At 45.8% G+C, this 25,028-nt stretch carries 22 protein-coding genes; 17 read left to right on the plus strand and 5 right to left on the minus strand.

The window, feature by feature from the left end; genetic code table 11:
* Positions 1 to 78: 78 nt before the first annotated feature.
* From leuS to lipA, 12 genes are all read left to right on the plus strand, one after another.
* Positions 79 to 2,652 (plus strand): leucine--tRNA ligase, encoded by a 2,574-nt coding sequence (leuS, locus tag CBX98_RS18865; protein ID WP_109169986.1) that lies wholly within the window; start codon positions 79 to 81, stop codon positions 2,650 to 2,652.
* A gap of 152 nt (positions 2,653 to 2,804) precedes the next feature.
* Complete coding sequence (gene lptE / locus CBX98_RS18870; RefSeq protein ID WP_005373019.1) at positions 2,805 to 3,344, plus strand: LPS assembly lipoprotein LptE; 540 nt, start codon at positions 2,805 to 2,807, stop codon at positions 3,342 to 3,344.
* A gap of 5 nt (positions 3,345 to 3,349) precedes the next feature.
* Complete coding sequence (gene holA, locus CBX98_RS18875; protein WP_109169987.1) at positions 3,350 to 4,369, plus strand: DNA polymerase III subunit delta; 1,020 nt, start codon at positions 3,350 to 3,352, stop codon at positions 4,367 to 4,369.
* 88 nt (positions 4,370 to 4,457) lie between these two features.
* A complete protein-coding gene (gene rsfS / locus CBX98_RS18880; RefSeq protein WP_005373015.1) occupies positions 4,458 to 4,775 on the plus strand; it encodes a ribosome silencing factor in 318 nt (105 codons plus the stop codon).
* A 4-nt stretch (positions 4,776 to 4,779) separates the two neighbouring features.
* Entirely contained in the window at positions 4,780 to 5,250 is a 471-nt protein-coding gene (gene rlmH, locus CBX98_RS18885) for a 23S rRNA (pseudouridine(1915)-N(3))-methyltransferase RlmH (RefSeq protein ID WP_017821762.1), read from the plus strand.
* Between the two features lie 29 nt (positions 5,251 to 5,279).
* Positions 5,280 to 7,196 carry a penicillin-binding protein 2 gene (mrdA, locus tag CBX98_RS18890; RefSeq protein WP_005391316.1) on the plus strand — a complete coding sequence of 639 codons (1,917 nt, stop codon included), beginning with the start codon at positions 5,280 to 5,282 and terminating at the stop codon, positions 7,194 to 7,196.
* The gene (gene rodA / locus CBX98_RS18895) at positions 7,196 to 8,317 is read left to right on the plus strand and encodes a rod shape-determining protein RodA (RefSeq protein WP_005391317.1); all 1,122 of its coding nucleotides are present in this window, start codon (positions 7,196 to 7,198) and stop codon (positions 8,315 to 8,317) included. Before mrdA ends, rodA begins: the two co-directional genes overlap by 1 nt.
* Before the next feature lie 2 nt (positions 8,318 to 8,319).
* Positions 8,320 to 9,123 carry a septal ring lytic transglycosylase RlpA family protein gene (locus CBX98_RS18900; protein ID WP_012842068.1) on the plus strand — a complete coding sequence of 268 codons (804 nt, stop codon included), beginning with the start codon at positions 8,320 to 8,322 and terminating at the stop codon, positions 9,121 to 9,123.
* Positions 9,124 to 9,213: 90 nt separating this feature from the next.
* Positions 9,214 to 10,392, plus strand: a complete 1,179-nt coding sequence (locus CBX98_RS18905; protein WP_012842069.1) for a serine hydrolase — start codon at positions 9,214 to 9,216, stop codon at positions 10,390 to 10,392.
* A gap of 139 nt (positions 10,393 to 10,531) precedes the next feature.
* On the plus strand, positions 10,532 to 10,810 hold the full coding sequence (ybeD, locus tag CBX98_RS18910) for a DUF493 family protein YbeD (RefSeq protein ID WP_005384135.1): 279 nt from the start codon (positions 10,532 to 10,534) through the stop codon (positions 10,808 to 10,810).
* Positions 10,811 to 10,986: 176 nt separating this feature from the next.
* Entirely contained in the window at positions 10,987 to 11,649 is a 663-nt protein-coding gene (gene lipB, locus CBX98_RS18915; protein ID WP_005391320.1) for a lipoyl(octanoyl) transferase LipB, read from the plus strand.
* A complete protein-coding gene (lipA, locus tag CBX98_RS18920) occupies positions 11,646 to 12,611 on the plus strand; it encodes a lipoyl synthase (protein ID WP_005391329.1) in 966 nt (321 codons plus the stop codon). Before lipB ends, lipA begins: the two co-directional genes overlap by 4 nt.
* Before the next feature lie 447 nt (positions 12,612 to 13,058).
* Here lipA and glyA read toward each other — a convergent pair whose 3' ends face one another.
* On the minus strand, positions 13,059 to 14,309 hold the full coding sequence (gene glyA / locus CBX98_RS18925; protein WP_005391333.1) for a serine hydroxymethyltransferase: 1,251 nt from the start codon (positions 14,307 to 14,309) through the stop codon (positions 13,059 to 13,061).
* Positions 14,310 to 14,656: 347 nt separating this feature from the next.
* On the opposite strand from glyA, the gene CBX98_RS18930 reads away from it, so the two are divergent.
* The 3 genes from CBX98_RS18930 to CBX98_RS18940 all read left to right on the plus strand — a co-directional run bounded on the left by CBX98_RS18930 (position 14,657) and on the right by CBX98_RS18940 (position 17,901).
* A complete protein-coding gene (locus CBX98_RS18930; protein WP_029803292.1) occupies positions 14,657 to 15,259 on the plus strand; it encodes a YitT family protein in 603 nt (200 codons plus the stop codon).
* 90 nt (positions 15,260 to 15,349) lie between these two features.
* The gene (locus tag CBX98_RS18935; protein WP_109169988.1) at positions 15,350 to 16,870 is read left to right on the plus strand and encodes a winged helix-turn-helix domain-containing protein; all 1,521 of its coding nucleotides are present in this window, start codon (positions 15,350 to 15,352) and stop codon (positions 16,868 to 16,870) included.
* Between the two features lie 131 nt (positions 16,871 to 17,001).
* Positions 17,002 to 17,901, plus strand: coding sequence for a hypothetical protein (locus CBX98_RS18940; RefSeq protein WP_109169989.1), 900 nt, complete (start codon positions 17,002 to 17,004; stop codon positions 17,899 to 17,901).
* A gap of 103 nt (positions 17,902 to 18,004) precedes the next feature.
* Here the strand turns inward: CBX98_RS18940 and treC are convergent, their stop codons facing one another.
* The 4 genes from treC to gmhB form a co-directional block, all read right to left on the minus strand.
* The gene (treC, locus tag CBX98_RS18945; protein WP_109169990.1) at positions 18,005 to 19,690 is read right to left on the minus strand and encodes an alpha,alpha-phosphotrehalase; all 1,686 of its coding nucleotides are present in this window, start codon (positions 19,688 to 19,690) and stop codon (positions 18,005 to 18,007) included.
* A gap of 87 nt (positions 19,691 to 19,777) precedes the next feature.
* The gene (gene treB / locus CBX98_RS18950; protein WP_109169991.1) at positions 19,778 to 21,202 is read right to left on the minus strand and encodes a PTS trehalose transporter subunit IIBC; all 1,425 of its coding nucleotides are present in this window, start codon (positions 21,200 to 21,202) and stop codon (positions 19,778 to 19,780) included.
* A gap of 176 nt (positions 21,203 to 21,378) precedes the next feature.
* A complete protein-coding gene (treR, locus tag CBX98_RS18955; RefSeq protein ID WP_109169992.1) occupies positions 21,379 to 22,326 on the minus strand; it encodes a trehalose operon repressor TreR in 948 nt (315 codons plus the stop codon).
* A gap of 102 nt (positions 22,327 to 22,428) precedes the next feature.
* Positions 22,429 to 22,980: a D-glycero-beta-D-manno-heptose 1,7-bisphosphate 7-phosphatase gene (gene gmhB, locus CBX98_RS18960; RefSeq protein ID WP_042762556.1), complete on the minus strand. Its 552-nt coding sequence runs from the start codon at positions 22,978 to 22,980 to the stop codon at positions 22,429 to 22,431.
* Between the two features lie 341 nt (positions 22,981 to 23,321).
* Here gmhB and metN point away from each other — a divergent pair, with 341 nt between their 5' ends.
* Positions 23,322 to 24,356, plus strand: a complete 1,035-nt coding sequence (metN, locus tag CBX98_RS18965; protein WP_047010146.1) for a methionine ABC transporter ATP-binding protein MetN — start codon at positions 23,322 to 23,324, stop codon at positions 24,354 to 24,356.
* On the plus strand, positions 24,346 to 25,023 hold the full coding sequence (locus CBX98_RS18970) for a methionine ABC transporter permease (protein WP_109169993.1): 678 nt from the start codon (positions 24,346 to 24,348) through the stop codon (positions 25,021 to 25,023). The genes metN and CBX98_RS18970 overlap by 11 nt, the downstream gene beginning before the upstream one ends.
* Positions 25,024 to 25,028 lie beyond the last annotated feature (5 nt).

The following is a 25,028-nucleotide window of genomic DNA, read 5'->3' on the forward strand; positions in this document are numbered from 1 at the left end:
AGCTTTAGGTATTCTATGACGATCTATTTAAGTCTGTTCTAACCGAACTCACAAATTCCAAGATAACGGATACCATCGATGCAAGAACAATACAACCCACAAGATATTGAACAAAAAGTTCAAAAGCACTGGGATGACAACAAAACCTTTGTTGTAAGTGAAGACCCAAATAAAGAAAAATTCTACTGTCTATCCATGTTCCCATACCCAAGTGGTCGACTGCACATGGGTCACGTGCGCAACTACACTATCGGTGATGTAGTATCTCGTTTCCAACGCCTACAAGGCAAAAACGTGATGCAACCAATCGGTTGGGACGCATTCGGTCTACCTGCAGAAAACGCAGCAGTAAAAAACAAAACTGCGCCAGCACCTTGGACTTACGAAAACATCGAATACATGAAGAACCAACTTAAGCTTCTAGGCTTTGGTTACGATTGGAACCGTGAATTCGCAACATGTACACCGGAGTACTACCGCTGGGAACAAGAGTTCTTCACTAAACTTTACGAGAAAGGTTTAGTTTACAAAAAGACGTCTTCTGTTAACTGGTGTCCTAACGACCAAACTGTTCTTGCAAACGAGCAGGTTGAAGACGGTTGTTGCTGGCGTTGTGATACGCCTGTAGAGCAAAAAGAAATCCCTCAATGGTTCATCAAAATCACTGAATATGCTCAAGAGCTACTAGACGACCTAGACAAGCTTGAAGGTTGGCCTGAAATGGTGAAAACCATGCAGCGCAACTGGATTGGCCGCTCTGAAGGCGTTGAGCTGAAGTTTGAAGTTAAGGGTCAACAAGACCTAGAAGTTTACACAACACGTCCAGATACGCTAATGGGTGTGACTTACGTGGGCATCGCAGCCGGCCACCCTCTTGCAGCTCTTGCTGCAGAGAACAATCCAGAGCTTGCAGCGTTTATCGACGAATGTAAGAACAACAAGGTTGCAGAAGCTGAGCTAGCGACAATGGAGAAGAAAGGTATGGCTACTGGCCTTACTGCTATTCATCCATTGAACGGCCGTGAAGTTCCTGTTTACGTAGCAAACTTCGTACTGATGGACTACGGTACAGGCGCGGTAATGGCAGTACCTGCACACGACCAACGTGACTACGAGTTCGCAACGAAGTACGGTCTAGACATCGTGCCAGTTATCAAGCCTGCTGATGGCAGCGAGCTAGACATCTCTGAAGCAGCATACACTGAGAAAGGCATACTGTTCGATTCAGGTGAATTCGACGGCCTAGAATTCCAAGCGGCGTTCGATGCAATTGCAGCGAAGCTAGAAGCAGAAGGCAAAGGCACTAAGACTGTAAACTTCCGTCTACGCGACTGGGGTGTATCTCGTCAACGTTACTGGGGCGCACCAATCCCAATGGTAACGACTGAAGACGGTGAAGTTCACCCAGTACCTGCTGACCAACTACCAGTGATTCTTCCAGAAGACGTGGTAATGGACGGCGTAACCAGCCCAATCAAAGCAGATAAAGAATGGGCGAAGACCACATTCAACGGCGAACCTGCTCTACGTGAGACAGATACGTTCGATACGTTCATGGAATCTTCTTGGTACTACGCGCGTTACTGTTCACCGCAAGCAGACGACATCCTAGATCCAGAAAAAGCAAACTACTGGCTACCAGTAGACCAGTACATCGGCGGTATCGAGCACGCTTGTATGCACCTACTGTACTCTCGCTTCTTCCACAAGTTGCTACGTGACGCGGGCTACGTAACGTCTGACGAACCGTTCAAGCAGCTACTGTGTCAAGGCATGGTACTGGCAGACGCGTTCTACTTCGAGAACGAGAAAGGCGGTAAAGAGTGGGTAGCTCCAACAGACGTAGCCGTTGAACGTGATGGTAAAGGCCGCATTACTTCTGCTAAAGACACTGAAGGTCGCGATGTAACGCACTCAGGCATGATCAAGATGTCTAAGTCTAAGAACAACGGTATCGACCCTCAAGAAATGGTAGACAAGTACGGCGCTGACACAGTACGTCTATTCATGATGTTCGCGTCTCCAGCGGACATGACGCTTGAATGGCAAGAGTCTGGCGTAGAAGGTGCGAATCGCTTCCTGAAACGTGTTTGGAAACTAGTGAAAGAGCACACAGCGAAAGGCGCAGCAGAAGCAGTAGATACCGCAGCGCTTTCTGGTGATCAAAAAGCACTTCGCCGTGACGTTCACAAAACTATCGCGAAAGTGACGGACGATATCGCTCGTCGTCAAACATTCAACACCGCGATCGCAGCGATCATGGAGCTGATGAACAAACTAGCGAAAGCGCCTCAAGAATCTGCGCAAGATCGTGCAATCCTTGACGAAGCACTGAAAGCTATTGTTGTCATGCTTTACCCTATCACTCCGCATATCTCATACGAGCTATGGGCAGCACTAGGTGAAACAGACATTGATAACGCGGCATGGCCGACGTTTGACGAAAAAGCGCTAGTTGAAGACGAAAAAACTATCGTTGTTCAAGTTAACGGTAAGCTACGTGCGAAGCTAACAGTCCCAGCGGATATCTCTAAAGACGATATCGAACAGCTTGGTCTAAACGACGAAAACGTGGTTAAGTTCACTGATGGCCTGACTATTCGTAAAGTCATTTACGTTCCAGGTAAACTGCTGAACATCGTTGCAAACTAATCACAGCTTGCAATTTGTCTCTGTTTAGCGAACTTATTTGTTAACCAAGAGTCATTAAACAGGGTAGTTCGCTACCCTGTTTATTTACCTCAAACCATTCACATGAGTGGTTTAAGGTAAATAACCCCTTCAATTTAGGATGAATACAATCAATGCGCTTTTTCTCTTTGATTAAACTACCAGTGGTATTGGTATTAGCGGGGCTTCTTTCTGCCTGTGGTTTTCACCTTCGCGGCGAGTATTCCGTACCGGAAGAGCTGCACACTATGTCTTTCTCCAGCTACGATGAATACAGTGAATTAACTCGCTATGTTCGCTCTCAACTCGAACTGAACAAAGTTGAACTTGTTCAACCATCATCGACTGTACCCAACCTTCATTTGACGGAAGCGACTATCGATGAGCGTACACTGTCTCTGTATCAAAATAGCCGTGCAGCAGAAAAAGAGCTGACATACGTAGTAAAATACCGTGTGACGATTCCTGGCTATGGCTCTAAAAACTTTACGACAACAGTAAACCGCAACTACCTAGACAACCCGTTGACGGCACTTGCAAAATCTGTTGAACGTGACGTAATTGAAGACGAGATGCGCTTGCAAGCTGCAAAACAGATGATGCGCCAGTTGGGCCGTATTCGTGCCGAATATGAAGCAGGACAAATCTCTGAGCCAGCGAACACAAACTCTTAATCACTATGCGAATTTATGCCGATAAATTAACGGATCATTTAACTAAACACGTTAAACAAGTTTACCTAATCTTTGGTAATGAGCCGTTACTGATTCAAGAGAGCCGCCAAGCAATCCAAAAGGCAGCGTTTCAACAAGGTTTTGAGGAAAAACACCGTTTTGCGGTAGACGCAAGCATCGACTGGAATCAAGTTTACGATTGCTTCCAAGCGATGAGCCTGTTCTCAAACCGTCAATTGATCGAGCTTGAAATTCCAGAGAGTGGCGTGACAACCGCCGTCAGCAAAGAGCTGCAAACACTGTGTGATATGCTGCATGATGACATCATGCTCGTCATTGTTGGTAGCAAACTGACCAAAGCCCAAGAAAATGCGAAATGGTTCAAAGCATTAAGCTCAAAAGGCGACTGGGTAAGCTGTTTGTCGCCAGATCTACAACGCTTACCTATGTTCATTCAGGCACGTTGCTGCACGTTGGGCCTAAAACCCGATCAACAATCACTGCAAATGTTGGCTCAATGGCATGAAGGTAACCTATTTGCATTGTCACAAAGCTTAGAGAAATTGGCCCTACTCTACCCGGATGGTGAGCTGACTATCATACGTTTAGAGGAAGCCCTAAGTCGCCATAATCACTTCACTACGTTTAACTGGATCGACGCCTTACTGGCAGGTAAAGCAAACCGTGCACAACGTATTCTTCGCCAACTTGAGGCGGAAGGGGTCGAGACCGTGATCTTGATTCGAAGTGTACAAAAAGAGTTGAGCCAACTTTTAAATATGCATCAAGACTTAACTCAAATGGGAATGAACCAGGTATTTGAGAAATATCGAGTTTGGCAAAACAAGCGTCCACTCTATAACGCAGCACTGACCCGCTTATCGGCGAGTCGTATTTGTGCATTGCTCTCCTTGTTGGCTCAAGCAGAGATAAAAGCCAAAACTCAATATGACGAGTCTGTATGGCCAACTATTCATCAGTTGAGCTTAGAAACCTGCTCTCCTGATATTAAGCTGGCAATTTAAAAATCAAAGCGTGATATAGTGCGCGACCTGTTTTGCAAGCAAGAATGTAAAACACTGTAGAGATAAGAGACAAACCGAGGAAAACCGAGTGCTTCGCGAAGAACTGAAAGACTTTTTAGCTGACAAAGCCGACGACATGAAAGCGGAAGACATTATCGTCCTAAATGTGGAAGATAAATCAAGCGTTACAGATTACATGATCATCTGTACTGGCACATCCAAACGCCACGTTTCATCCATCGCTGACCACGTTGCAACAGAAGTGAAAAAAGCCGGTCTCGAGCCACTAGGAATGGAAGGTGAAAACGAAGGTGAATGGGTAGTCCTAGATATGGGCGACGCCATGCTTCACGTGATGCAAGAAGAGCACCGCGAACTCTACCAGCTAGAAAAACTCTGGGGTTAACCTTTTGAAAATTCAACTAATTGCTGTTGGCACAAAAATGCCAAAATGGGTTGAGGAAGGCTTTCAAGAATATCGTCGCCGTTTCCCACATGATATGCCATTGGAGTTGATTGAAATCTCTGCTGGCAAACGTGGAAAAAATGCCGATATCGCTCGTATCCTGCAAAAAGAAGGGGAAGCGATGCTCGCTGCGGTACCAAAAGGCAACCGTATCGTCACGTTAGATATCCCAGGTAAAAAATGGGACACTCCTCAACTCGCTGAGCAGTTAGAAGCTTGGAAATTAGATGGCCGTGATGTATCAATCTTAATCGGCGGTCCTGAAGGACTCGCTCCTGCATGCAAAGCTGCAGCAGACCAAAGCTGGTCATTGTCTGCCTTAACGCTACCCCACCCTTTAGTGCGTATCGTAATGGCAGAAAGCTTGTACCGAGCGTGGAGCATCACCGCGAACCATCCTTACCACCGCGAATAATCGTTGTTTAACTTTAGAGCCAAGCGTTAATGATTCGTAAGCGCCGCAGTCAAATCCGAGATTATCAAGCCGAAGCGCGTCTGTTTGCCAGCCGCGCTATTGTCGCTTTTATCGGTATTGTTCTCTTGATGGGAGCTCTGGTCGCCAACATGTACAACATTCAGGTGAACCAGTTTCAAGATTATCAAACCCGCTCGAACGATAACCGTATCAAAGTGGTTCCTATCGCGCCTAACCGAGGTCTGATTTATGATCGAAATGGTGTTTTACTGGCAGAGAACCGTCCCGTCTTTAACTTAGAACTGACTCCAGAAAAAATTAAAGACATTGATGCAACCATCCAAGAACTACAAACCATTCTGGAAATTACCCCAGATCAGATTGAACGTTTCCACCAAGAGCGTAAACGGACTCGTCGATTTAAGTCGGTCCCACTGCTTACCCAACTGAACGAAAAACAAGTAGCGGTATTCTCCGTCAATCAGTACCGCTTTCCTGGTGTAGAAATAAGTGCGACCTTAAAGCGCTATTACCCTTTCAGCGAAGTCTTAACCCACGTGATTGGTTACGTTTCTCGAATCAATGATCGCGACATGCAGCGCCTGATCCGAGAAGAAAAAGACGCAAACTATCAAGCCACTCGCGACATTGGTAAGCTGGGTATCGAAAAATACTACGAAGACCTCTTACACGGTACGGCCGGATATCAAGAAGTCGAGGTAAACAGCCGCGGCCGAGTAATTCGTACGTTAAAGTACGTTCCACCTGTACCCGGAAAAGACATCGTTTTAAACCTTGATATCAACTTGCAGCTGTACGTACACCAATTGTTGGATGGCCGCCGAGGCAGTGCTGTAGTGATCGATCCTAGAGACAACGGCGTACTGGCTATGGTTTCAAGCCCTAGCTACGACCCTAACTCGTTCGTGCACGGAATCTCAGGTAAAGACTATCGCGCCCTTTTGAACGATAAAAACCGTCCCTTGGTCAACCGAACCACACTTGGCATTTATCCACCCGCGTCTACCATCAAACCATTTATGGCGGTAGCCGCGCTACAAGAAGGTGTCGTCACACCGAACACTACGCGAAATGATCCAGGTTATTGGCGCATACCAAACTCCAACACTCGCCCATTCCGTGACTGGCTGCGTTGGGGACACGGACGCGTCGATATCATTAAGTCGATCGAAGAGTCTGTTGATACCTTCTACTATCAAATCGCTTATGACATGGGTATTGACCGTATCTCGAATTGGATGATGATGTTCGGTTTTGGTGATTACACTGGCATCGATATCTACGAAGAAAGTAAGGCGAATATGCCGACTCGTGACTGGAAAATGTCTCGCCATAAAACCCCGTGGTACAAAGGCGATACGATCCCTGTGGGTATCGGCCAAGGTTATTGGACAGCAACACCAATGCAAATCGCCAAAGCGACCTCCGTATTAGTAAATGAGGGAGAAGTGATTGCACCTCACTTACTAAAAGCGACGATAGAGAACGGCAACGACTTCGAAGAACAACAAACAACAGAATACGTGACTTACCCGCCAATCAAGAACGTACCGAAAAAGTACTGGGATATGGCGAAAGAAGGCATGCGTCGTGTAAACCATGGCACGCGCGGAACAGCTCGCCGATCATTCTACAAAATGAGTTATCAAACAGCGGGTAAATCAGGTACTGCGCAAGTCTTCGGTCTGGGTGAAAACGAAGAGTACAACGCAGATGAGATCGCCGAGCACTTACGTGACCATGCGTTATTTACTGGCTTCGCACCATTTGATGATCCTAAAGTGGTCGTCACTGTAGTACTAGAAAACGCCGGCGGTGGTTCTAGCAACGGTGCCCCAGTAGTAAGGAAAATTTTTGACCGAGTCGTTCTTGGCCCAGAAGAAATTGAGCCTGAAAACAATGCGAAGAAAGAGGTAAAACAGTAATGAAGATGGATCCCTCTACAGGTAAAAATCGCGCCCTGTTTGAACGCTTCCATATCGACTTACCACTCCTACTTGGCATATTGGCCCTGATGGGGTTTGGCCTCGTGATCATGTACAGCGCTAGTGGCCAAAGTTTACTGATGATGGATCGCCAAGCTATGCGGATGGTGCTTTCACTCGTTGTGATGATCGTTCTTGCGCAGCTTTCTCCACGAACCTACGAGAGCTTGGCACCTTTGATGTTCGTCGGCGGCGTCATACTGCTCTTTGGCGTGCTGTTTTTCGGTGAAGCCTCGAAAGGCGCACAGCGTTGGCTTAACCTCGGTTTTGTGCGCTTTCAACCTTCCGAGTTATTGAAGCTCGCGGTGCCATTAATGGTGGCACGCTATGTTGGTCGACAGCCCCTTCCGCCAACACTAAAAACACTCATCGTTGCACTGATTATGGTCTGCTTGCCAACCATCCTCATTGCAAAGCAGCCTGACTTAGGGACCTCTATCCTAATCGCCGCTTCCGGTATTTTTGTTATCTTCCTCGCGGGCATTAGTTGGAAAATCATCGCTGGTGCTGCAATTGCACTGGGTGGTTTCATTCCGATTTTGTGGTTTTTCTTGATGCGTGAGTATCAAAAAGTACGAGTTCGTACTCTGTTTAATCCAGAGTCAGATCCGCTTGGTGCGGGCTACCACATTATTCAGAGTAAAATTGCGATTGGCTCCGGTGGTATTTCCGGTAAAGGCTGGTTGCAAGGTACTCAGTCACAACTGGAATTTCTTCCTGAACGACACACTGACTTTATCTTTGCAGTAATTGCTGAAGAATGGGGTATGATTGGCTTCCTTTGCCTTTTAGCCATCTATCTATTTATTATTGGACGAGGTTTATACCTCGCCAGCCAAGCGCAAACCGCATTTGGACGAATGATGGCAGGCAGTATTGTACTCAGCTTCTTCGTGTATATTTTTGTAAATATTGGCATGGTAAGTGGCATCCTACCTGTAGTAGGTGTACCGTTGCCACTCATTAGTTATGGCGGCACATCAATGGTAACCTTGATGGCTGGCTTTGGTATTCTGATGTCAATTCATACGCACCGAAAAGCATTCTCTAAGGCGACCTAGACATGCAAAAACGCGCTTTATATTCCTTGGTTTTCTCAGCTCTTATTTTGGCAGGCTGTTCATCCACCAGCCAAAAAACGCAAGACGGCCGTTACGAACTCGAATCCGATGTTGCACCTGATACACCGCTTTCAGTCGAACACATCGAGGATGCGCACCCTAAATATGAACCTTACAGCTTAGGTGGCAACAAGGATTACCACTTGCGCGGAAAAGACTACAAGATAGTTCGCGATGCCAAAGGCTTTAAGGAAAAAGGCCGAGCGTCTTGGTATGGGAAGAAGTTCCAAGGTCATTTGACTTCTAATGGCGAAATCTATGACATGTACTCAATGACGGCTGCGCATAAAACGCTACCGTTACCAAGTTACGTAAAAGTCACCAACACTGACAACGGCAAAACTACCGTAGTACGAGTTAATGACCGAGGTCCGTTTCACGATGGCCGTATTATCGATTTAAGCTATGCCGCAGCACATAAGTTAGATGTGATAAAAACAGGTACAGCGAACGTGGAAATTGAAGTAATCAGTATCAATCAGCCCACGGATAAAAAATCATTAGAAGCGCACCCTAAGTACGTTATTCAAGTGGCATCATCAAAAAATGAAGAGCGCGCGCGAACTTTAGGCACCGAGCTTGGTCAAAAATTGGATACAGAAACTTTCCTAGAAAATGCGAAAGAGTCTTATCGCTTGTTGTTAGGGCCATTTACTGACTATTCCCTGACGCAAGCCACTCTAGATAAAGTAAAGTTGCTCGGCTATTCGTCTGCATTTATTAAAAAACACAACACTGCCAAATGACCTAGTGTCATGAATTTCTCCTCGATCCCCTCTTACATAGCTGGGGATTCTGATAAGATGTCCGCAGTTAACCCAAAAATTTGAATTACCATGAATAAAAATAAGTTTGTGAAATCTATTCTCGTTTCTTCGGTTGCCCTTTCTGCAACTTTCGCTCAATCTGCTCTTGCATCACCTATCGTTGTTCCAGATGCCCCTCAAATCGCGGCGAAGGGCTACGTACTGATGGATTACCATTCAGGTAAAGTACTGGCAGAGAAAGAGATGAACACAAAATTGTCTCCAGCTAGTCTGACTAAGATGATGACAAGCTACGTAATCGGCCAAGAACTAGCGCGTGGTAATATCTCAGAAGATGACGATGTCACCATCAGTAAAAATGCATGGGCGAAAAACTTCCCTGAATCATCAAAAATGTTCATTGAAGTAGGCACAACTGTAAAAGTACGTGACCTAAACCGCGGTATCATTGTCCAGTCTGGTAACGATGCCTGTGTAGCAATGGCTGAACACATTGCAGGCTCAGAAGATGCGTTTGTTGACCTAATGAACGCTTGGGCCAACACACTAGGTATGACGAACTCGCACTTTGCCAACGTTCATGGTCTAGATAACGCCGAGCTGTACTCGACACCATACGACATGGCATTGCTAGGTAAAGCCCTGATCCGTGACGTACCAAATGAGTACCGCGTGTACTCAGAGAAGAAATTTACTTACAACGGCATCACCCAATACAACCGTAACGGTCTACTTTGGGATAAGAGCATGAACGTTGACGGCATCAAAACGGGTCACACAAGTAATGCGGGTTACAGCCTAGTAAGTTCAGCAACTGAAGGTCAAATGCGCTTGGTTGCGGTCGTTATGGGTACTAAAGATGCCAATGCTCGTAAGTCAGAAAGCAAAAAGCTACTAAGCTACGGCTTCCGTTTCTTCGAAACAGTAGCGCCGCACAAAGCAGGTGAAACGTTCGTTGAAGAAAAAGTGTGGATGGGTAACAAAGACACTGTAGCGTTGGGCCTTGACCAAGATACTTACGTAACACTACCACGTGGTGAAGCGAAAAACCTAAAAGCCAGCTTCGTCCTTGAAAAAGAGCTAGAAGCCCCAATTAATAAAGGTGATGTAGTTGGTAAGCTATACTATCAGATCGATGGTGAAGATATTGCCGAATACCCACTAATGGCACTAGAAACCGTAGAGCAAGGTAGTCTATTTAGCCGCATGTGGGATTACATCGTATTGTTATTCAAGAGCTTCTTCTAAGAAGAACGTGAGAGTAGCAAACTTATTCGCAAAGCCGCCTGAAAGGGCGGCTTTTTAAGTTTGAGATCCTCGTCTTGAGTTCCCCCTAATTTGACTGTACTATTTCGCACCGCAACGAATATCTACTGGAGTTATCGATATGCTAACCATCAACTCTGATGCAAAATTAAAAGACCTGCTTGAGTTCCCTTGTTCATTTACTTACAAGGTAATGGGTCATGCAAAGCCTGAACTTCCAGAGCTTGTTCTTGAAGTTATTCAGCGCCATGCTCCAGGTGACTACAGCCCGACCGTTAAACCAAGTGCTAAGGGCAACTACCACTCGGTATCAATCAACATCACTGCAACGTCTATCGAGCAAGTTGAGACGCTATACAAAGAGTTAGGTGAAATTGACATCGTGCGCATGGTTCTATAATTTTTTGATAGATTAAATTTTTTTTGAAAGCAGCTTCGGCTGCTTTCTTTTTATTTATCAACCAGATAACAAAACTTTACATCGCTTTCAGTTAAAAATCTGTTACTCAGCGGTAGAGCATCAGGGTTATCCGGTTTATAATCCAAAAACTTTATATATTAGCAACAGGAATTCCCATGCAACACCAACTTGTTGTAAAACGACTTGGCCGCCAAGACTATGAGCCTGTATGGAAGGCGATGCATGAGTTCACCGACCAACGCACAGAAGAAACCCCTGATGAAGTCTGGTTGGTAGAACATAACCCAGTATTTACGCAAGGTCAGGCAGGTAAAGCTGAGCACCTTATTAACACTGGTGACATTCCTGTTGTACAAAGTGATCGCGGAGGCCAGGTTACGTATCATGGCCCTGGTCAGTTGGTCGCCTATTTCTTGATCAACTTACGCCGCAAAAAATTAGGTGTACGAGATCTCGTTACCACTATCGAGAACCTCGTGATCAACACGCTAAAAGCATACAATATCGATTCGGCCGCGCGACCTGACGCACCAGGCGTTTACGTTGACGGTAAAAAAATATGCTCTCTCGGTTTACGCATTCGTAAAGGATGCTCGTTTCATGGCTTAGCCTTGAACGTAAATATGGATTTAACACCGTTTCTGCGTATTAACCCTTGTGGTTATGAAGGTATGGAAATGGTTCAGGTCAGCCAATTTGGCGGCCCAGACAATGTAGAAGCCGTAGAAAAACAATTAATAGAAGAACTCGTTACTTTGCTCGACTATGAGCAAGTAGAATTCAGCACAGAAGCACCTTCTCAAGGTAATAAAGCATGAGCAAACCAATCCAGATGGAAAAAGGCGTTAAATATCGTGACGCCGATAAAATGGCATTGATTCCCGTAAAGAACATGCCTACAGAGCAGAAAGAAGTGCTACGTAAGCCTGATTGGATGAAGATCAAGCTACCAGCCGACAGCCAACGAATTCAAGACATCAAGGCGGCGATGCGCAAGAATAAACTTCACTCCGTATGTGAAGAAGCATCTTGCCCTAACCTAGCGGAATGTTTTAACCACGGTACAGCTACCTTCATGATCCTAGGTGCCATTTGTACTCGTCGTTGTCCTTTCTGTGACGTTGCTCATGGCCGCCCATTACCACCGGAAGCAGAAGAGCCTCAAAAACTGGCGAAAACCATCGCCGATATGAAGCTGAAATACGTAGTAATCACTTCTGTAGACCGTGACGATCTGCGTGATGGTGGTGCACAGCACTTTGCCGATTGTAACCGCGAGATCCGTGCGTTGAACCCTCATATTAAGATTGAAACTCTGGTTCCTGACTTCCGTGGTCGTATGGACGTAGCGCTTGATCTAATGAAAGATAACCCGCCAGATGTCTTCAACCACAACCTAGAAACAGCGCCACGTCTTTACCGTAAAGCTCGCCCAGGTGCAAACTACAAGTGGTCGCTGGAGCTTCTTAAGAAGTTCAAAGAGCAGCATCCAGATGTACCGACCAAATCTGGTTTGATGATGGGTCTTGGTGAAACCAAAGAAGAAATCATCGAAGTACTGAAAGATCTACGCGCACACGGCGTAACGATGCTGACTCTAGGTCAGTACTTAGCGCCAAGCCGTCACCACTTGCCAGTAGAGCGTTACGTTCCGCCATCAGAGTTTGACGAGCTAAAAGAAGTTGCACTAGAGCTTGGCTTCACGCACGCAGCGTGTGGTCCATTTGTTCGCTCTTCTTACCATGCCGATATGCAGGCTCAAGGTATCGAGATTAAATAAGCTCTCGCTTGTTTTGAAAAGAAAGGTTGGCTCAGTGCCAACCTTTTTTGTATCTGGCAAATGATGATAAAAAGCCATTCTACCACCGTCATTCTGAACAGCGAGGAACGAGCGTGATTCAGAATCAGTTTTCAGAGTACTGATGATTTTTAGGGAAACTCTGAGTAAAAGAGTGTGCCTCAACAAGATTCCTGATCTCGCCTAGGCTCGTCGGAATGACGTGGTTTGAATATATTGAAAAGAGACAGTGTTGGTAGCCATCCCCTTATCACACACTCTTCGCTATATCTCATTCCAAACGCCAGACAAACAAAAAGGCCCTCAATTGAGGACCTTTAGTGTATCAATGTTCAAAATAGACGAGTCGAGTTCTAGGAGAACACACGGAGTTTGCGCGAGCAAGTGAGTATGTTCGACACCGAAATTGACTCATTCTATGAAGAACAGTTAGGCGTAAACCGGTAGACGCTTACAAATTTCGAGCACTTTCTGTTTAGTCGCTTCGATAACTTCTTCGTTGCCGATGTTATCTAGAACGTCACACATCCAGTTTGCTAGCTCTTTTGCGTCTTCTTCAGTGAAGCCACGGCGAGTGATCGCTGGCGTACCAACACGGATACCAGACGTTACGAATGGGCTGCGTGGGTCATTTGGTACTGAGTTTTTGTTCACTGTGATGTTTGCTGCACCTAGTGCCGCGTCTGCGTCTTTACCAGTGATGTCTTTGTCGATCAGGTCCACAAGGAACAAATGGTTTTCTGTGCCGTTAGATACGATTTTGTAGCCACGCTCTTGGAATTGACCAACCATTGCTTTTGCGTTTTTCACTACGCGAGCTTGGTAAGCTTTGAACTCTGGCTCCATCGCTTCTTTGAACGCTACTGCTTTACCAGCGATAACGTGCATTAGAGGGCCACCTTGACCACCAGGGAACACTGCTGAGTTCAATTTCTTGTACATATCTTCGCCAGCATTTGACAAGATAAGACCACCGCGAGGACCTGCTAGTGTTTTGTGCGTCGTTGTTGTTACCACGTGAGCGTGTGGAACAGGTGTTGGGTATTCGCCTGCTGCGATAAGACCCGCTACGTGCGCCATATCAACGAAAAGGTAAGCATCTACTTTGTCAGCGATTTCACGCATGCGCTTCCAATCAACGATTTGCGAGTAAGCAGAGAAACCACCGATGATCATCTTAGGCTTGTGCTCAAGCGCTAGCTGTTCCATCTCGTCGTAGTTAATTTGACCCGCTTCATCGATACCGTAAGGGATAACGTTGTAGTGCTTACCAGAGAAGTTAACTGGAGAACCGTGAGTCAGGTGACCACCGTGCGCTAGGCTCATGCCTAGAACTGTATCGCCTGGGTTAAGAAGCGCCATGTAAACTGCGCTGTTTGCTTGAGAACCTGAGTGAGGCTGTACGTTCGCGTATTCACAACCGAACAGTTTGCATGCACGGTCGATAGCAAGTTGTTCCGCTTTATCTACGTACTCACAACCGCCGTAGTAACGCTTGCCTGGGTAGCCTTCAGCGTATTTGTTCGTTAGCTGAGAACCTTGCGCTTCCATTACACGTGGGCTTGTGTAGTTTTCAGAAGCGATAAGTTCAATGTGTTCTTCCTGGCGAAGAGTTTCTTCCTGGATAGCTGCGAACAGTTCCGCATCGTAATCTGCGATGTTCATATCACGCTTAAGCATCTGTATCTCCTGACTCAGATTAGTACTGAAAGTTGCAAAAAAACTGTTGAATGACCCTACGCAAACGTTTTCGTCACCCTAATGGCGCGCATTCTACATAATTTGATCTGGGTCATAAAGAGAAATTTACAATTTTTCTCATGCAGTTTTTTCATGATGGCAAGCAATCTGTATCACGCCCGCATTGCAATTGCATAACGACGATCTATTGCCTGTCAATTTTGTGCTTTACACCCTGTAAAACAGCAATTACATAGGTTTACCGTAAATTTTACCCTCTAGCTACCGAAAAGATCATCTTTTTACTACTATGCACGCCTTATTTATCACTAATGACTGCAACATTGATGGAAAAACACTCATTAAAAGAAGACTGGATAGCGATTTTCACGGGTACCTTTTTGGTAGCTCAAGGCGTTTTCTTTCTCCAATCCGCAAACCTCCTAACAGGGGGGACGACAGGATTGGCTCTGCTTATTAGCCAATTTACACCTTTTACGTTTGGTGTGCTGTACTTTTTAGCAAACAGTCCTTTTTACTTGCTAGCATGGAAACGCTTCGGCCGTCATTTCGCCATTAATAGTGCCATTTCTGGCGCTTTGGTTTCTATCTTTGCCGATCATCTTTATTTGCTAATCTCGCTCGAATCGGTAAATGAAGTTTATTGTGCCGTCGCAGGTGGGCTTTTAATGGGACTCGGTATGCTGATCTTGTTCCGACATCGCTCCAGCTTAGGTGGCTTTAACGTGCTGTGTTTATTTATTCAGGACAAATTTGGCATTTCAGTTGGCAAAAGCCAAATGGCAATCGATGCGTGCATCCTGTTTGCGTCATTCTTCTTTGTCACTCCAGAAGTAATTGGTCTTTCGATTTTGGGCGCGTTTGCACTGAATGTCGTGTTAGCGATGAACCATAAGCCTCATCGCTATTCCGTGACCTACGGTTCATAAACTTTTGATGATAATTGGAGCGCAATTTATAAGATTTCGCGCTCCAATCGCTATATAATATTTCGCCATTTCCAAATAACGCGGTGCGGTATGCGCGATTTTTTGCAACAAGCCAAACAAACTCACAGTTGTATTGCGATTGGCGAGTTGGTCTATAATCCGAAGACACAAACTCTTCATCAAGACACTGTCGCGATTGATCTCGAACCTCGTACCATTGAGTTATTAGAGCTGCTGCTAACAAGCGTGGGACATCCGCTCTCTGCCGATACCATTATCGAAACCATTTGGCAGAGCAAATTCATCTCTAAGAATGTACTCACTAACCGCATTAGCACCTTACGTGCGCTGCTACAACAGCATCTCCCCGAGTACGATGCGACTAAGCTCTTGGTCACCTACCCTCGCAAAGGTTACTTTCTAAACCCTGCGAATATCCGTTTAGTGCCACCAGCGAAAAACCATCGACGTGCTATTACATCTCAAGTTACGAACCGTAAGAACATCAAGCTGATTTTTGCTTATAGCTTATGTGCCGTACTTACGGTTTGTAGCGTGACGCTCGCAAGCTTGTTATGGCAACGCCAAGAGATTTCAACACAACAAACACGTCATCAGTTACTTATCCCCAAAGTCGAGTTGCTGCTCAACCGTGTCGATGCAATCGGCTCTCAGGCGCGAAAATACCGCATACTGGTCAAAGCCGTCTTACTGCAACAACAGGTCGAATATCCATACACCGACATCGCCAACCAAGACGCTCCCAGTTACTTTCTTGATCCTATCGGTCATACGCCGTATTTCCCTGGCGCGCGAAACATGCAGACCAGTGATTACGAACTCAACATAGAGTTAAAAGACGGCGCAGAGCAAGGCACCTTGAAAGCTCAGATGAACCTTATTTATCCTGCGACAGGGAAACTGGCGTTTCGCAACGAATACACACTGCGCTTATCCGACCTACAATCGGATATCTTCCAAATTCACTCAGATGTCGCGCAGTACTTCAACTTGCCTGCACCTTCAGCCAGTACATGGCAACTGTCAGACGTTCACCAAAAAATGCTGTTTGAGAATGTCTTTTCTAACCAGCCTCTCCAACAAGCTGATGAGCTTGCAGCTATCACAACCGCAAGGCATCTCGCTTTGTACGAGCAAGAACCTCAAAAGCTGGAGGCGTATTTGACGCAAGTGCAGTCGTCGTTCGATGTTTTGCCAGATGAGCTAAGCCTCTGGTTGGGCGTATTGCATTTCAAACTAGGCAACCTAGACCGAGCAAAAGTTCTGCTGACCACTCCAGATGGCGACTCACGTATTCAAAACGCGCTGATTTATACGTTTGTGTCTCACATCGCTTATAAACAAAACAAACTCGAACAGTTCCGTCTCAACTACATGGAATCACTGGTGGCACTGCTGCGCGTTTTGCCTTCCGAGACATTGTTTGAACGTCTTTCTCAATCTGAATCGAAAGAGACTTGCCTTCAACCATGGAAAACGTTGCATGTCAGTTTGACCGATCAAGAAATTATCAGCCGATGGAAAGCGCTCATCAACGAGTATTGCACCAACGTAGCTAACGAAATAAGCCCAAATAAAACAAAGACTTAAATATAAAATTAAGCTTTCATTAAGCCCTATTAGCTTTTGTTTTTTGCCCTTTTTAGCTCACTAAACTTAGCATGCTCGCATTCAAGCAACGGCCCAACATGAAGCGGCCTAATCAATCAGGAATGTAAACCATGCTAAACAAAATGACGCTTATCGCAGCAGCAACTCTGGCTCTTTACGGCTGTGGCGGTGGTTCGTCTTCTGGCAGTGCTAATCCAAACAAAGTGCCTCAAGAAAGTTTCGACATCGCGATTCAAAACTCCATTTTCGCTCCCGAGACAAACACACAACTTAGCTACTCGTTTAGCTTGGATGGCCAATCTGAAGGTGACATGAAGCTGAGCTTTCAAGCGATGGATAGCGAGCAAATATTGGCAGCATTGGCACAAATCCCAAACAGCGAAGCAATCATCCAGCTGGTTAATGACTTGGTGAACTACGGCGCTCAACAGTTCTACTACTCTGACGAACCGTTCAATAACGAAGAAGAGAGCAATACACTTTATTTTGCAGGCTCTGATGGTGCACTTCATGAAGTCACCGACGTTTATTCCATTGGCAATCAGTTTGTTGCCATGTTAATGCACAGTAGCCCGATTTTCCGCCTGAACGGTAACGACGTAAAAGAGAAAAGCCCGAACATTGATATCGGTGAAGAGACCATGTCTCTGCAAACCACTCTTACAGGCAACGCAGTACACCACCTGTTAAACAACTTTGAAGAACATGAGTGGGTACAAAACCTGCCAATGAAAGCATCTTGCCAAGTGGTTTGGCAACAGCAAATCCGAGAGACTGGCGTACGTAAAACGTTCTCGATTTCAGGCAAGACAATTGAAGCGGCGTACCTGACGGAAGAGAATACTTACAACCTAAACTGCGATGATATGGACTCAATGGAATTCGCCACTTCGGCAGAACGTTGGTTTAACCCGAGCTTAGGTCTGATTGAGCAAATCGAACTACTAAAAGTACAACAAGTACAAATCAACGAAGAGAAAGTGCAGCTAACAGCGATTGAAACAAAATAAGCTCGCATCTTTTGAGATACGGCATCTCAATAAAAGAAGGCTTTGGGGAGCACACCAAAGCCTTCATCTCGAACATCAATCCTAGGGGTGATGACACCCGAGTTTATTCTTCTATCAATAAAATACGAGTTTCGTAAGGTCGTAACACTTGATGGTTTGACGCGACTGCGCTCGCTGAGTTTTGATAATTGGATAGCAAGTTTTTCGCTTTACTCAGTTCAAAACGTTCTGGCAAAACACATTCCACCTCTTCGGCGTAGTAGTTATTGATACACAGCAGCGTTTGTTTGTCGTTCTGGCGAGCGTAAGCAAAAATGCGTTGATGCTCTGGCAGTAAATCTTCATAACGGCCATCGGTGATCACCGGAACCTGTTTACGTAGCTCAATCAAACGTTTGTAGAAGTAGAACACCGAGTTCAAATCTGCAACCGCTGCTTCTGCGTTGATTTCAGAGTAATTCTGCGCCACCTCAAGCCACGGTGTGCCTTCGGTAAAACCAGCGTGCTTTTGGCTATTCCACTGCATTGGCGTACGTGAGTTATCACGCGACTTCTGCGCCAAAATCGCCATCATCTCCTCGTGTGATACGCCATCGCGGTTGACCATGATGTCGTACATGTTGGTGCTTTCTACGTCACGGTACTGGCTGATCTCAGTGTAACCTGGGTTGGTCATACCAATCTCTTCACCTTGATAAACATACGGCGTGCCTTGCATCATATGTACAGACGCCGCCAGCATTTTCGCCGACTCAACGCGGTATTGTTTATCATCACCTAAGCGGCTGACCACACGAGGTTGATCGTGGTTACACCAGAACAGTGCGCCCCACCCTTTGCCATTTAAGCCCGTTTGCCAATGGTTGAAGATCTGCTTTAACTGAATGAAATCAAACGGCGCTTTGGTCCATTTTTCACCATTCGGATAATCGACTTTCAGGTGGTGAAAATTGAACACCATCGACAGCTCTTTGCCATCTAATGAAGAGTATTGCTGGCAGTGCTCTAGCGTGGTCGAAGACATTTCCCCCACCGTCACGCTGCCGTACTTTTGAAACACAGCTTCGCTGATTTCTTGCAGATATTCGTGCACGCGAGGACCATCCGTATAGAAACGGCGGCCATCGCCAATATCATCACTTGGGAAGTCTTGCTGTTTAGAAATCAGGTTGATGACGTCGAGACGAAAACCATCCACGCCTTTGTCTGCCCAGAAACTGATGACTTCTTTGACTTCTTCACGCACCACTGGGTTTTCCCAGTTCAAATCCGCCTGCTCTTTAGCAAAAAGGTGCAAGTAGTACTGCCCTGTCGCGTCATCCAATTCCCAAGCATTGCCTCCAAACTTCGATTGCCAGTTGTTAGGTTCTGCGCCCTCAACCGGATCTTTCCAGATGTAGTAGTCACGGTATGGGCTGTTTTTGTCCCCTAACGCGAATTGGAACCAATGATGCTCAGTCGACGTGTGGTTCACTACAATGTCCATGATGATACGAATACCCAACTGATGCGCTTCTGCCAGCAAGGTATCGAAATCTTCCATAGTGCCGAACTCTGGATTGATCGCGTAGTAATCGGAAATGTCATAACCGTTATCAACCATAGGAGACTGATACACTGGCGTCAGCCAAATCGCATCCACACCAAGGTGTTTTAGATAATCCAGTTTAGAAATGATCCCTTGAATGTCGCCCGTGCCTTTACTGCCACTGTCACAAAAGCTTTTTGGGTAAATTTGATAGATGGTCGCGGTTTTCCACCAGCTCTCATCATGCTTGGTCATAGCCATTTCTAACACTCACTTACCAGTAATCGGAAACTTAAAATTTGAAAAGAAAAACAGGAGGAGGCAGCCAAATCACTGCCTCAAATTGAATTACGCGTTTGCCGCTTCAAGCTCACCTTTCGCTTGTGCACGCTTATAAAGAATTAATGTTAATGCGGCAGGCACCACCATCGCGACTAGCATCGCCAGAGCAAAGATGCCCCAGAACTGCGGCTGGATAGATAAGATACCCGGCAAGCCGCCTACGCCGATACCATTCGCCATTACGCCCGCACTACCACAAATTGCAGCAGCACATGCACTACCAATCATCGCGCTCAACATTGGGAACTTGTATTTCAAGTTGATGCCGTACATGGCTGGCTCTGTTACGCCAAGGTAGGCGGAAATCGCCGCAGGCACTGAGATTTCACGCTCATCCTGCTTTTTACTGATGATAATGATGCCAACCACTGCCGATGCTTGAGCAATGTTCGATAGTGCAATCAAAGGCCAAATCGGCGTGCCACCCAATTCTTGCATCAACTGCAAGTCAACGGCGTTGGTTGTGTGGTGGATACCTGTGATCACAAGTGGCGCGTATAAGAAGCCGAAGATAGTTGAACCAATCATCGCGAAGTCACCCGTCATGGCTGCTTTTGCTGCGAAAGCAACGCCGTCACCCAACATACGACCGAATGGGCCAATGATAGAGTGCGCAAGAATCACAGACACAATGATGGAAACAAACGGTACTACTACTAGGTAAAGGTAAGACGGAATGATGCGTTTTAAGCGTGTTTCGATAAACGCTAGTGCGATACCTGCTAACATCGCGGGAATCACCTGCGCTTGGTAACCGACTTTCTCAATCGCAAACAACCCAAAGTCCCACACTTCAGGTACTTGCTTACCAATCAGGTAGGCGTTCATTAACTGCGGCGAAACCAATGTCACACCGAGCGTGATGCCCAGAATCGGTGTACCGCCGAGCTTTTTCACGGTCGACCAACACACACCAACGGGTAGGAAGAAGAAAATAGCTTCACCAATTAACCATAGGAATGAGTGAACAGTCGCCCAAAACTGACTGATCTCCGTTAGGGTTTGACCATCAAATATTTTGATGTCGCCAATCACATTACGGAAGCCAAGGATCAGACCACCAGTGATGATCGCAGGCAGCAACGGTACAAAGATTTCTGCAAGGTGGGAAATACCACGCTCAACAATATTCATGTTTTGACGAGCAGCGTTCTTGGATTCGTCTTTGCTCGCTTCACTTTTACCGCTTAGCTCGATCAGTACTTTGTAAACCTCATCAACTTCAGTACCGATGACGACTTGGAATTGACCTGCGTTGGTAAAACAGCCTTTCACCATACGCAAGGCCTCTAACTGTTTCGTGTCCGCTTTGTCGGTATCATTTAGAACAAAACGCAAGCGAGTTAAACAGTGGCTTACACTGGCAATATTGTCCGGCCCCCCGACCAGCTCAATAAGACGCTCCACGTCTTTACGCGCAATCTTACTCATAACTTTGTCCACCCTGTATTGGATACATTCGATTCATCATTTTATTTTTATAAATGGGAACATTCCCATTTCTTAATTTTAATATTGCCACCCAAAGACAAAAAACAAAATGGGAACAGTCCCATTAATTGAGAATGATCACAGTATAATTTTAGAGCAGATCGTTTTAGAACGGGTTAACAGCAAACAGGATGTTGAGTGAAATGAACGACTTCTTCATCGCCATTTAATTGATTAATCAGCATCTTAGCGGACTTTTCACCCGCAAGGGTATAACCTGGGTCAACACTAAATACTTTAGGGAAAAGAAAAGAAAGCAACTCGTTACCACCCACGCCTGTTACGACCACATCTTCACGGCCTAACTCTTGAAGACGCTTAATTACGCCCAATGCAATGGTATCGCTGGCACACACAATGGCTTGCGTGTCTGCTTTTAGAACGTGCTCCACCAACTGATAAGCACTTTCATGGCTAAGCTTACCGGTTTGGAAACAAGGTGTGAGTTGTTTACGTTGACACCAAGCTTTATAAGCATTTAAACGCGCCAAGCCTGTGGTTTTGTCTTCAGGATCAACACCAATATAAGCAATGCGAGAGAGAGATTGCTGCTCAAGATGAGACAAAGCCATGTCTATCACGCCTTGGTTATCATAATTGATGGAAGAGACGTTATTGGTATCCATCGCAATCACCACAATGCGATTGCCCCACTCAGCTAAGGCTTGCTCATCGCACCCAGTAAAGCCAAACACAATCACGCCATCCACATTGCGACGCTTAAGCACGTTTAGATGCTCGTTGGTTTTGTCGCGATCAAATTGGCTCTCCATGATCACCGCGTCATAGCCAGCGGAATACAATGCATTGAGCATTGTACCAACAGCACGATTTTCGGATGGTGAGTCCAGACGGGAGATAATAACTCCAATGACTTTTTGGCTACCGCCACGCATTGATTGCGCAGATTTGGACGGTACATAGCCAGATTCACGAATGATTTGCTCTACTTTCTCTCGCGTTTGAGGTTTCACTTTTGGATCATTGGTAAGCACACGGCTTACTGTTGATTTGCCAACGCCTGCCAGTTTCGCGATATCAAGAATGGTGAGTTTTTTGCTCATAAGTGATCAAACTAGAATGGATAAATGCTTAGGTGACTGAACTTTAACAGCAATAAAAGAAAAGGGAAGCAAACGCTTCCCTTAAACATGCAAATTGTGGTGTTATTTTTGTAAATACGCTGGCACATCTGCGATGCTATCGAGCACTACTGTAGCTAATGCTTCACCTTGCTCGGTGATTGGCTTACCTGTGCGAACCAGAATCTTAGTGCCAACACCTGCGGCTTCTGCTGCAATCATGTCTTCGGCTTTATCACCAATCATCACAGATTTTTCCATGTCGATTTTCAAGAAGTCGCGAGCAGAGATAAACATACCAGGTTTAGGTTTGCGGCAATCACAATCTTGCTTGTAGTCACCGATGCCATGCTCAGGATGATGTGGACAATAGTAAAAACCATCAAACTCAACGCCATTATCAACGAAGTTCCAGTCCATCCATTGTGTCAGAGACAAGAAACGGTCTTCACTGAATTTACCGCGCGCGATGCCCGATTGATTCGTTACGAGCACCAACAGGTAACCTTTATCTTTCAGCGCTTTTGTCGCTTCAAACACACCGTCAATGTACTCAAAATCATGTTCGTCATGAACGTAGCCGTGGTCAACGTTGATCACGCCGTCACGATCGATAAAAACAGCAGGTTTTGCCAAAACGTATTTCTCTATTAACTCGGTTTAATCAGATTATTACATACCTTATAAACTTCAACACTATCTAATTCATTCTAGGCCTCGACAAAACAGTTGATTTGTTGGGCAAGAATCGGTAATTCTGAGGGGGCTCTCCACTTATCTTCTCCTCGTAACTTACTCCTCATTCTCTTCAAAACAGAACATCCATACATTTAGACGTCTAGACGTAAAAATATCTATTGACTTCATTCTGGTTAACCCATAGCATCAACTGAGAAGTGAGATAAAGCTCAACATTAAGTTCTGTCAAAGGCCGTTTTTGACAGCGAAGTTCCCCGTATCTTTGGGCAGGTTGAAACATGATAGAAATAAAAAACGTCAATAAAGTGTTCTACCAAGGCAGTAAGGAAATCCTTGCCCTGAAAGACATTAACCTACACATCGCCAAGGGCACCATCTTCGGTGTTATCGGTTCATCTGGTGCTGGTAAAAGTACGCTGATCCGCTGCGTAAACATGTTAGAAGCACCAACATCTGGCTCCATCATCGTTGATGGCATTGATTTAACAAAACTCAGCAAAAAGCAGTTGGTCGAAACGCGCCGTAACATCGGCATGATCTTTCAGCATTTTAATCTGCTCTCGTCTCGTACTGTGTTTGATAACGTGGCGCTACCACTGGAACTGGCAGGCAAAGACAAATCGCAAATCACAACAAAAGTCACTGAGTTACTAAAACTTGTTGGCTTAGCCGACAAACACGAAAGCTATCCGTCCAACCTAAGTGGCGGTCAAAAACAACGTGTGGCGATTGCTCGCGCATTGGCATCCGATCCAAGCGTACTACTGTGTGACGAAGCCACTAGCGCACTGGATCCTGCAACGACTCAATCTATCCTTGAGCTATTGAAAGAGATCAACCGCAAACTCAACATCACGATTCTACTGATTACCCACGAAATGGAAGTGGTAAAAAGCATCTGTCACGAAGTGGCGATCATCGGTGGTGGTGAGTTGGTGGAGAAAGGCACCGTTGGCGATATTTTCGCGCACCCTAAAACGGAGCTGGCGCACCAATTCATTCGCTCAACGCTGGATCTATCCATTCCTGAAGATTACCAAGCACGTCTGCAAGCAGAGCGTGTTGAAGGCAGCTACCCATTAGTTCGCTTAGAGTTTACTGGCGCAACCGTCGATGCTCCGCTAATGTCGCAAATCTCTCGTAAATACAATATTGATGTGAGTATTTTAAGCTCCGATCTCGATTACGCTGGCGGCGTGAAATTCGGCATGATGGTCGCAGAGCTATTTGGTAATGAAGAAGATGACAACGCAGCACTGGAATACCTGCGTAAGCACAACGTAAAAGTAGAGGTACTTGGTTATGTCCTTTAATACGATTTCTGAATGGCTGAGTTTAAACAGCAAACTACTTTTAGGTGCAACGTGGGAAACGCTTTACATGGTTGCGGTTGCCGGATTAGTCGGCTTTGCCGTGGGTATTCCATTAGGCGTAATCCTCCACATTACTAAGAAAGGCGGCCTACTTGAAAACACCAAACTAAATAGCAGCTTAGGCGCTGTCGTTAACATTGGTCGTTCTGTGCCATTCCTCGTCCTGATGGTTGCGATTATTCCAGTGACAAAAATGCTAGTTGGAACCTTTATCGGTACAACCGCAGCAATCGTCCCACTGACTATTGGCGCCATTCCGTTTGTTGCACGTCTTATTGAAGGTGCTTTGTTAGAAGTACCAACAGGCTTGGTGGAAGCGGCGCAGTCAATGGGGGCGACACCAACACAGATCATCACAAAAGTTCTACTACCTGAAGCAATGCCGACTATTGTTAACTCAGTAACGATCACCTTAGTCACTCTCGTTAGCTACTCGGCCATGGCGGGAACGGTAGGCGGCGGCGGACTCGGCGACGTAGCCATCCGTTACGGTTTCCACCGCTACGATGTAACTATCATGGCTGTGACTGTCGTGATGCTGATTGTTCTAGTACAGATTATTCAGTCTATCGGTGACGCAGTGGTGCTCCGTGTAGACCACAGATAAGCATT

Origin of the sequence: Vibrio sp. T9 (assembly GCF_003123985.1) — a bacterium.
Classification (GTDB): domain Bacteria; phylum Pseudomonadota; class Gammaproteobacteria; order Enterobacterales; family Vibrionaceae; genus Vibrio; species Vibrio diabolicus.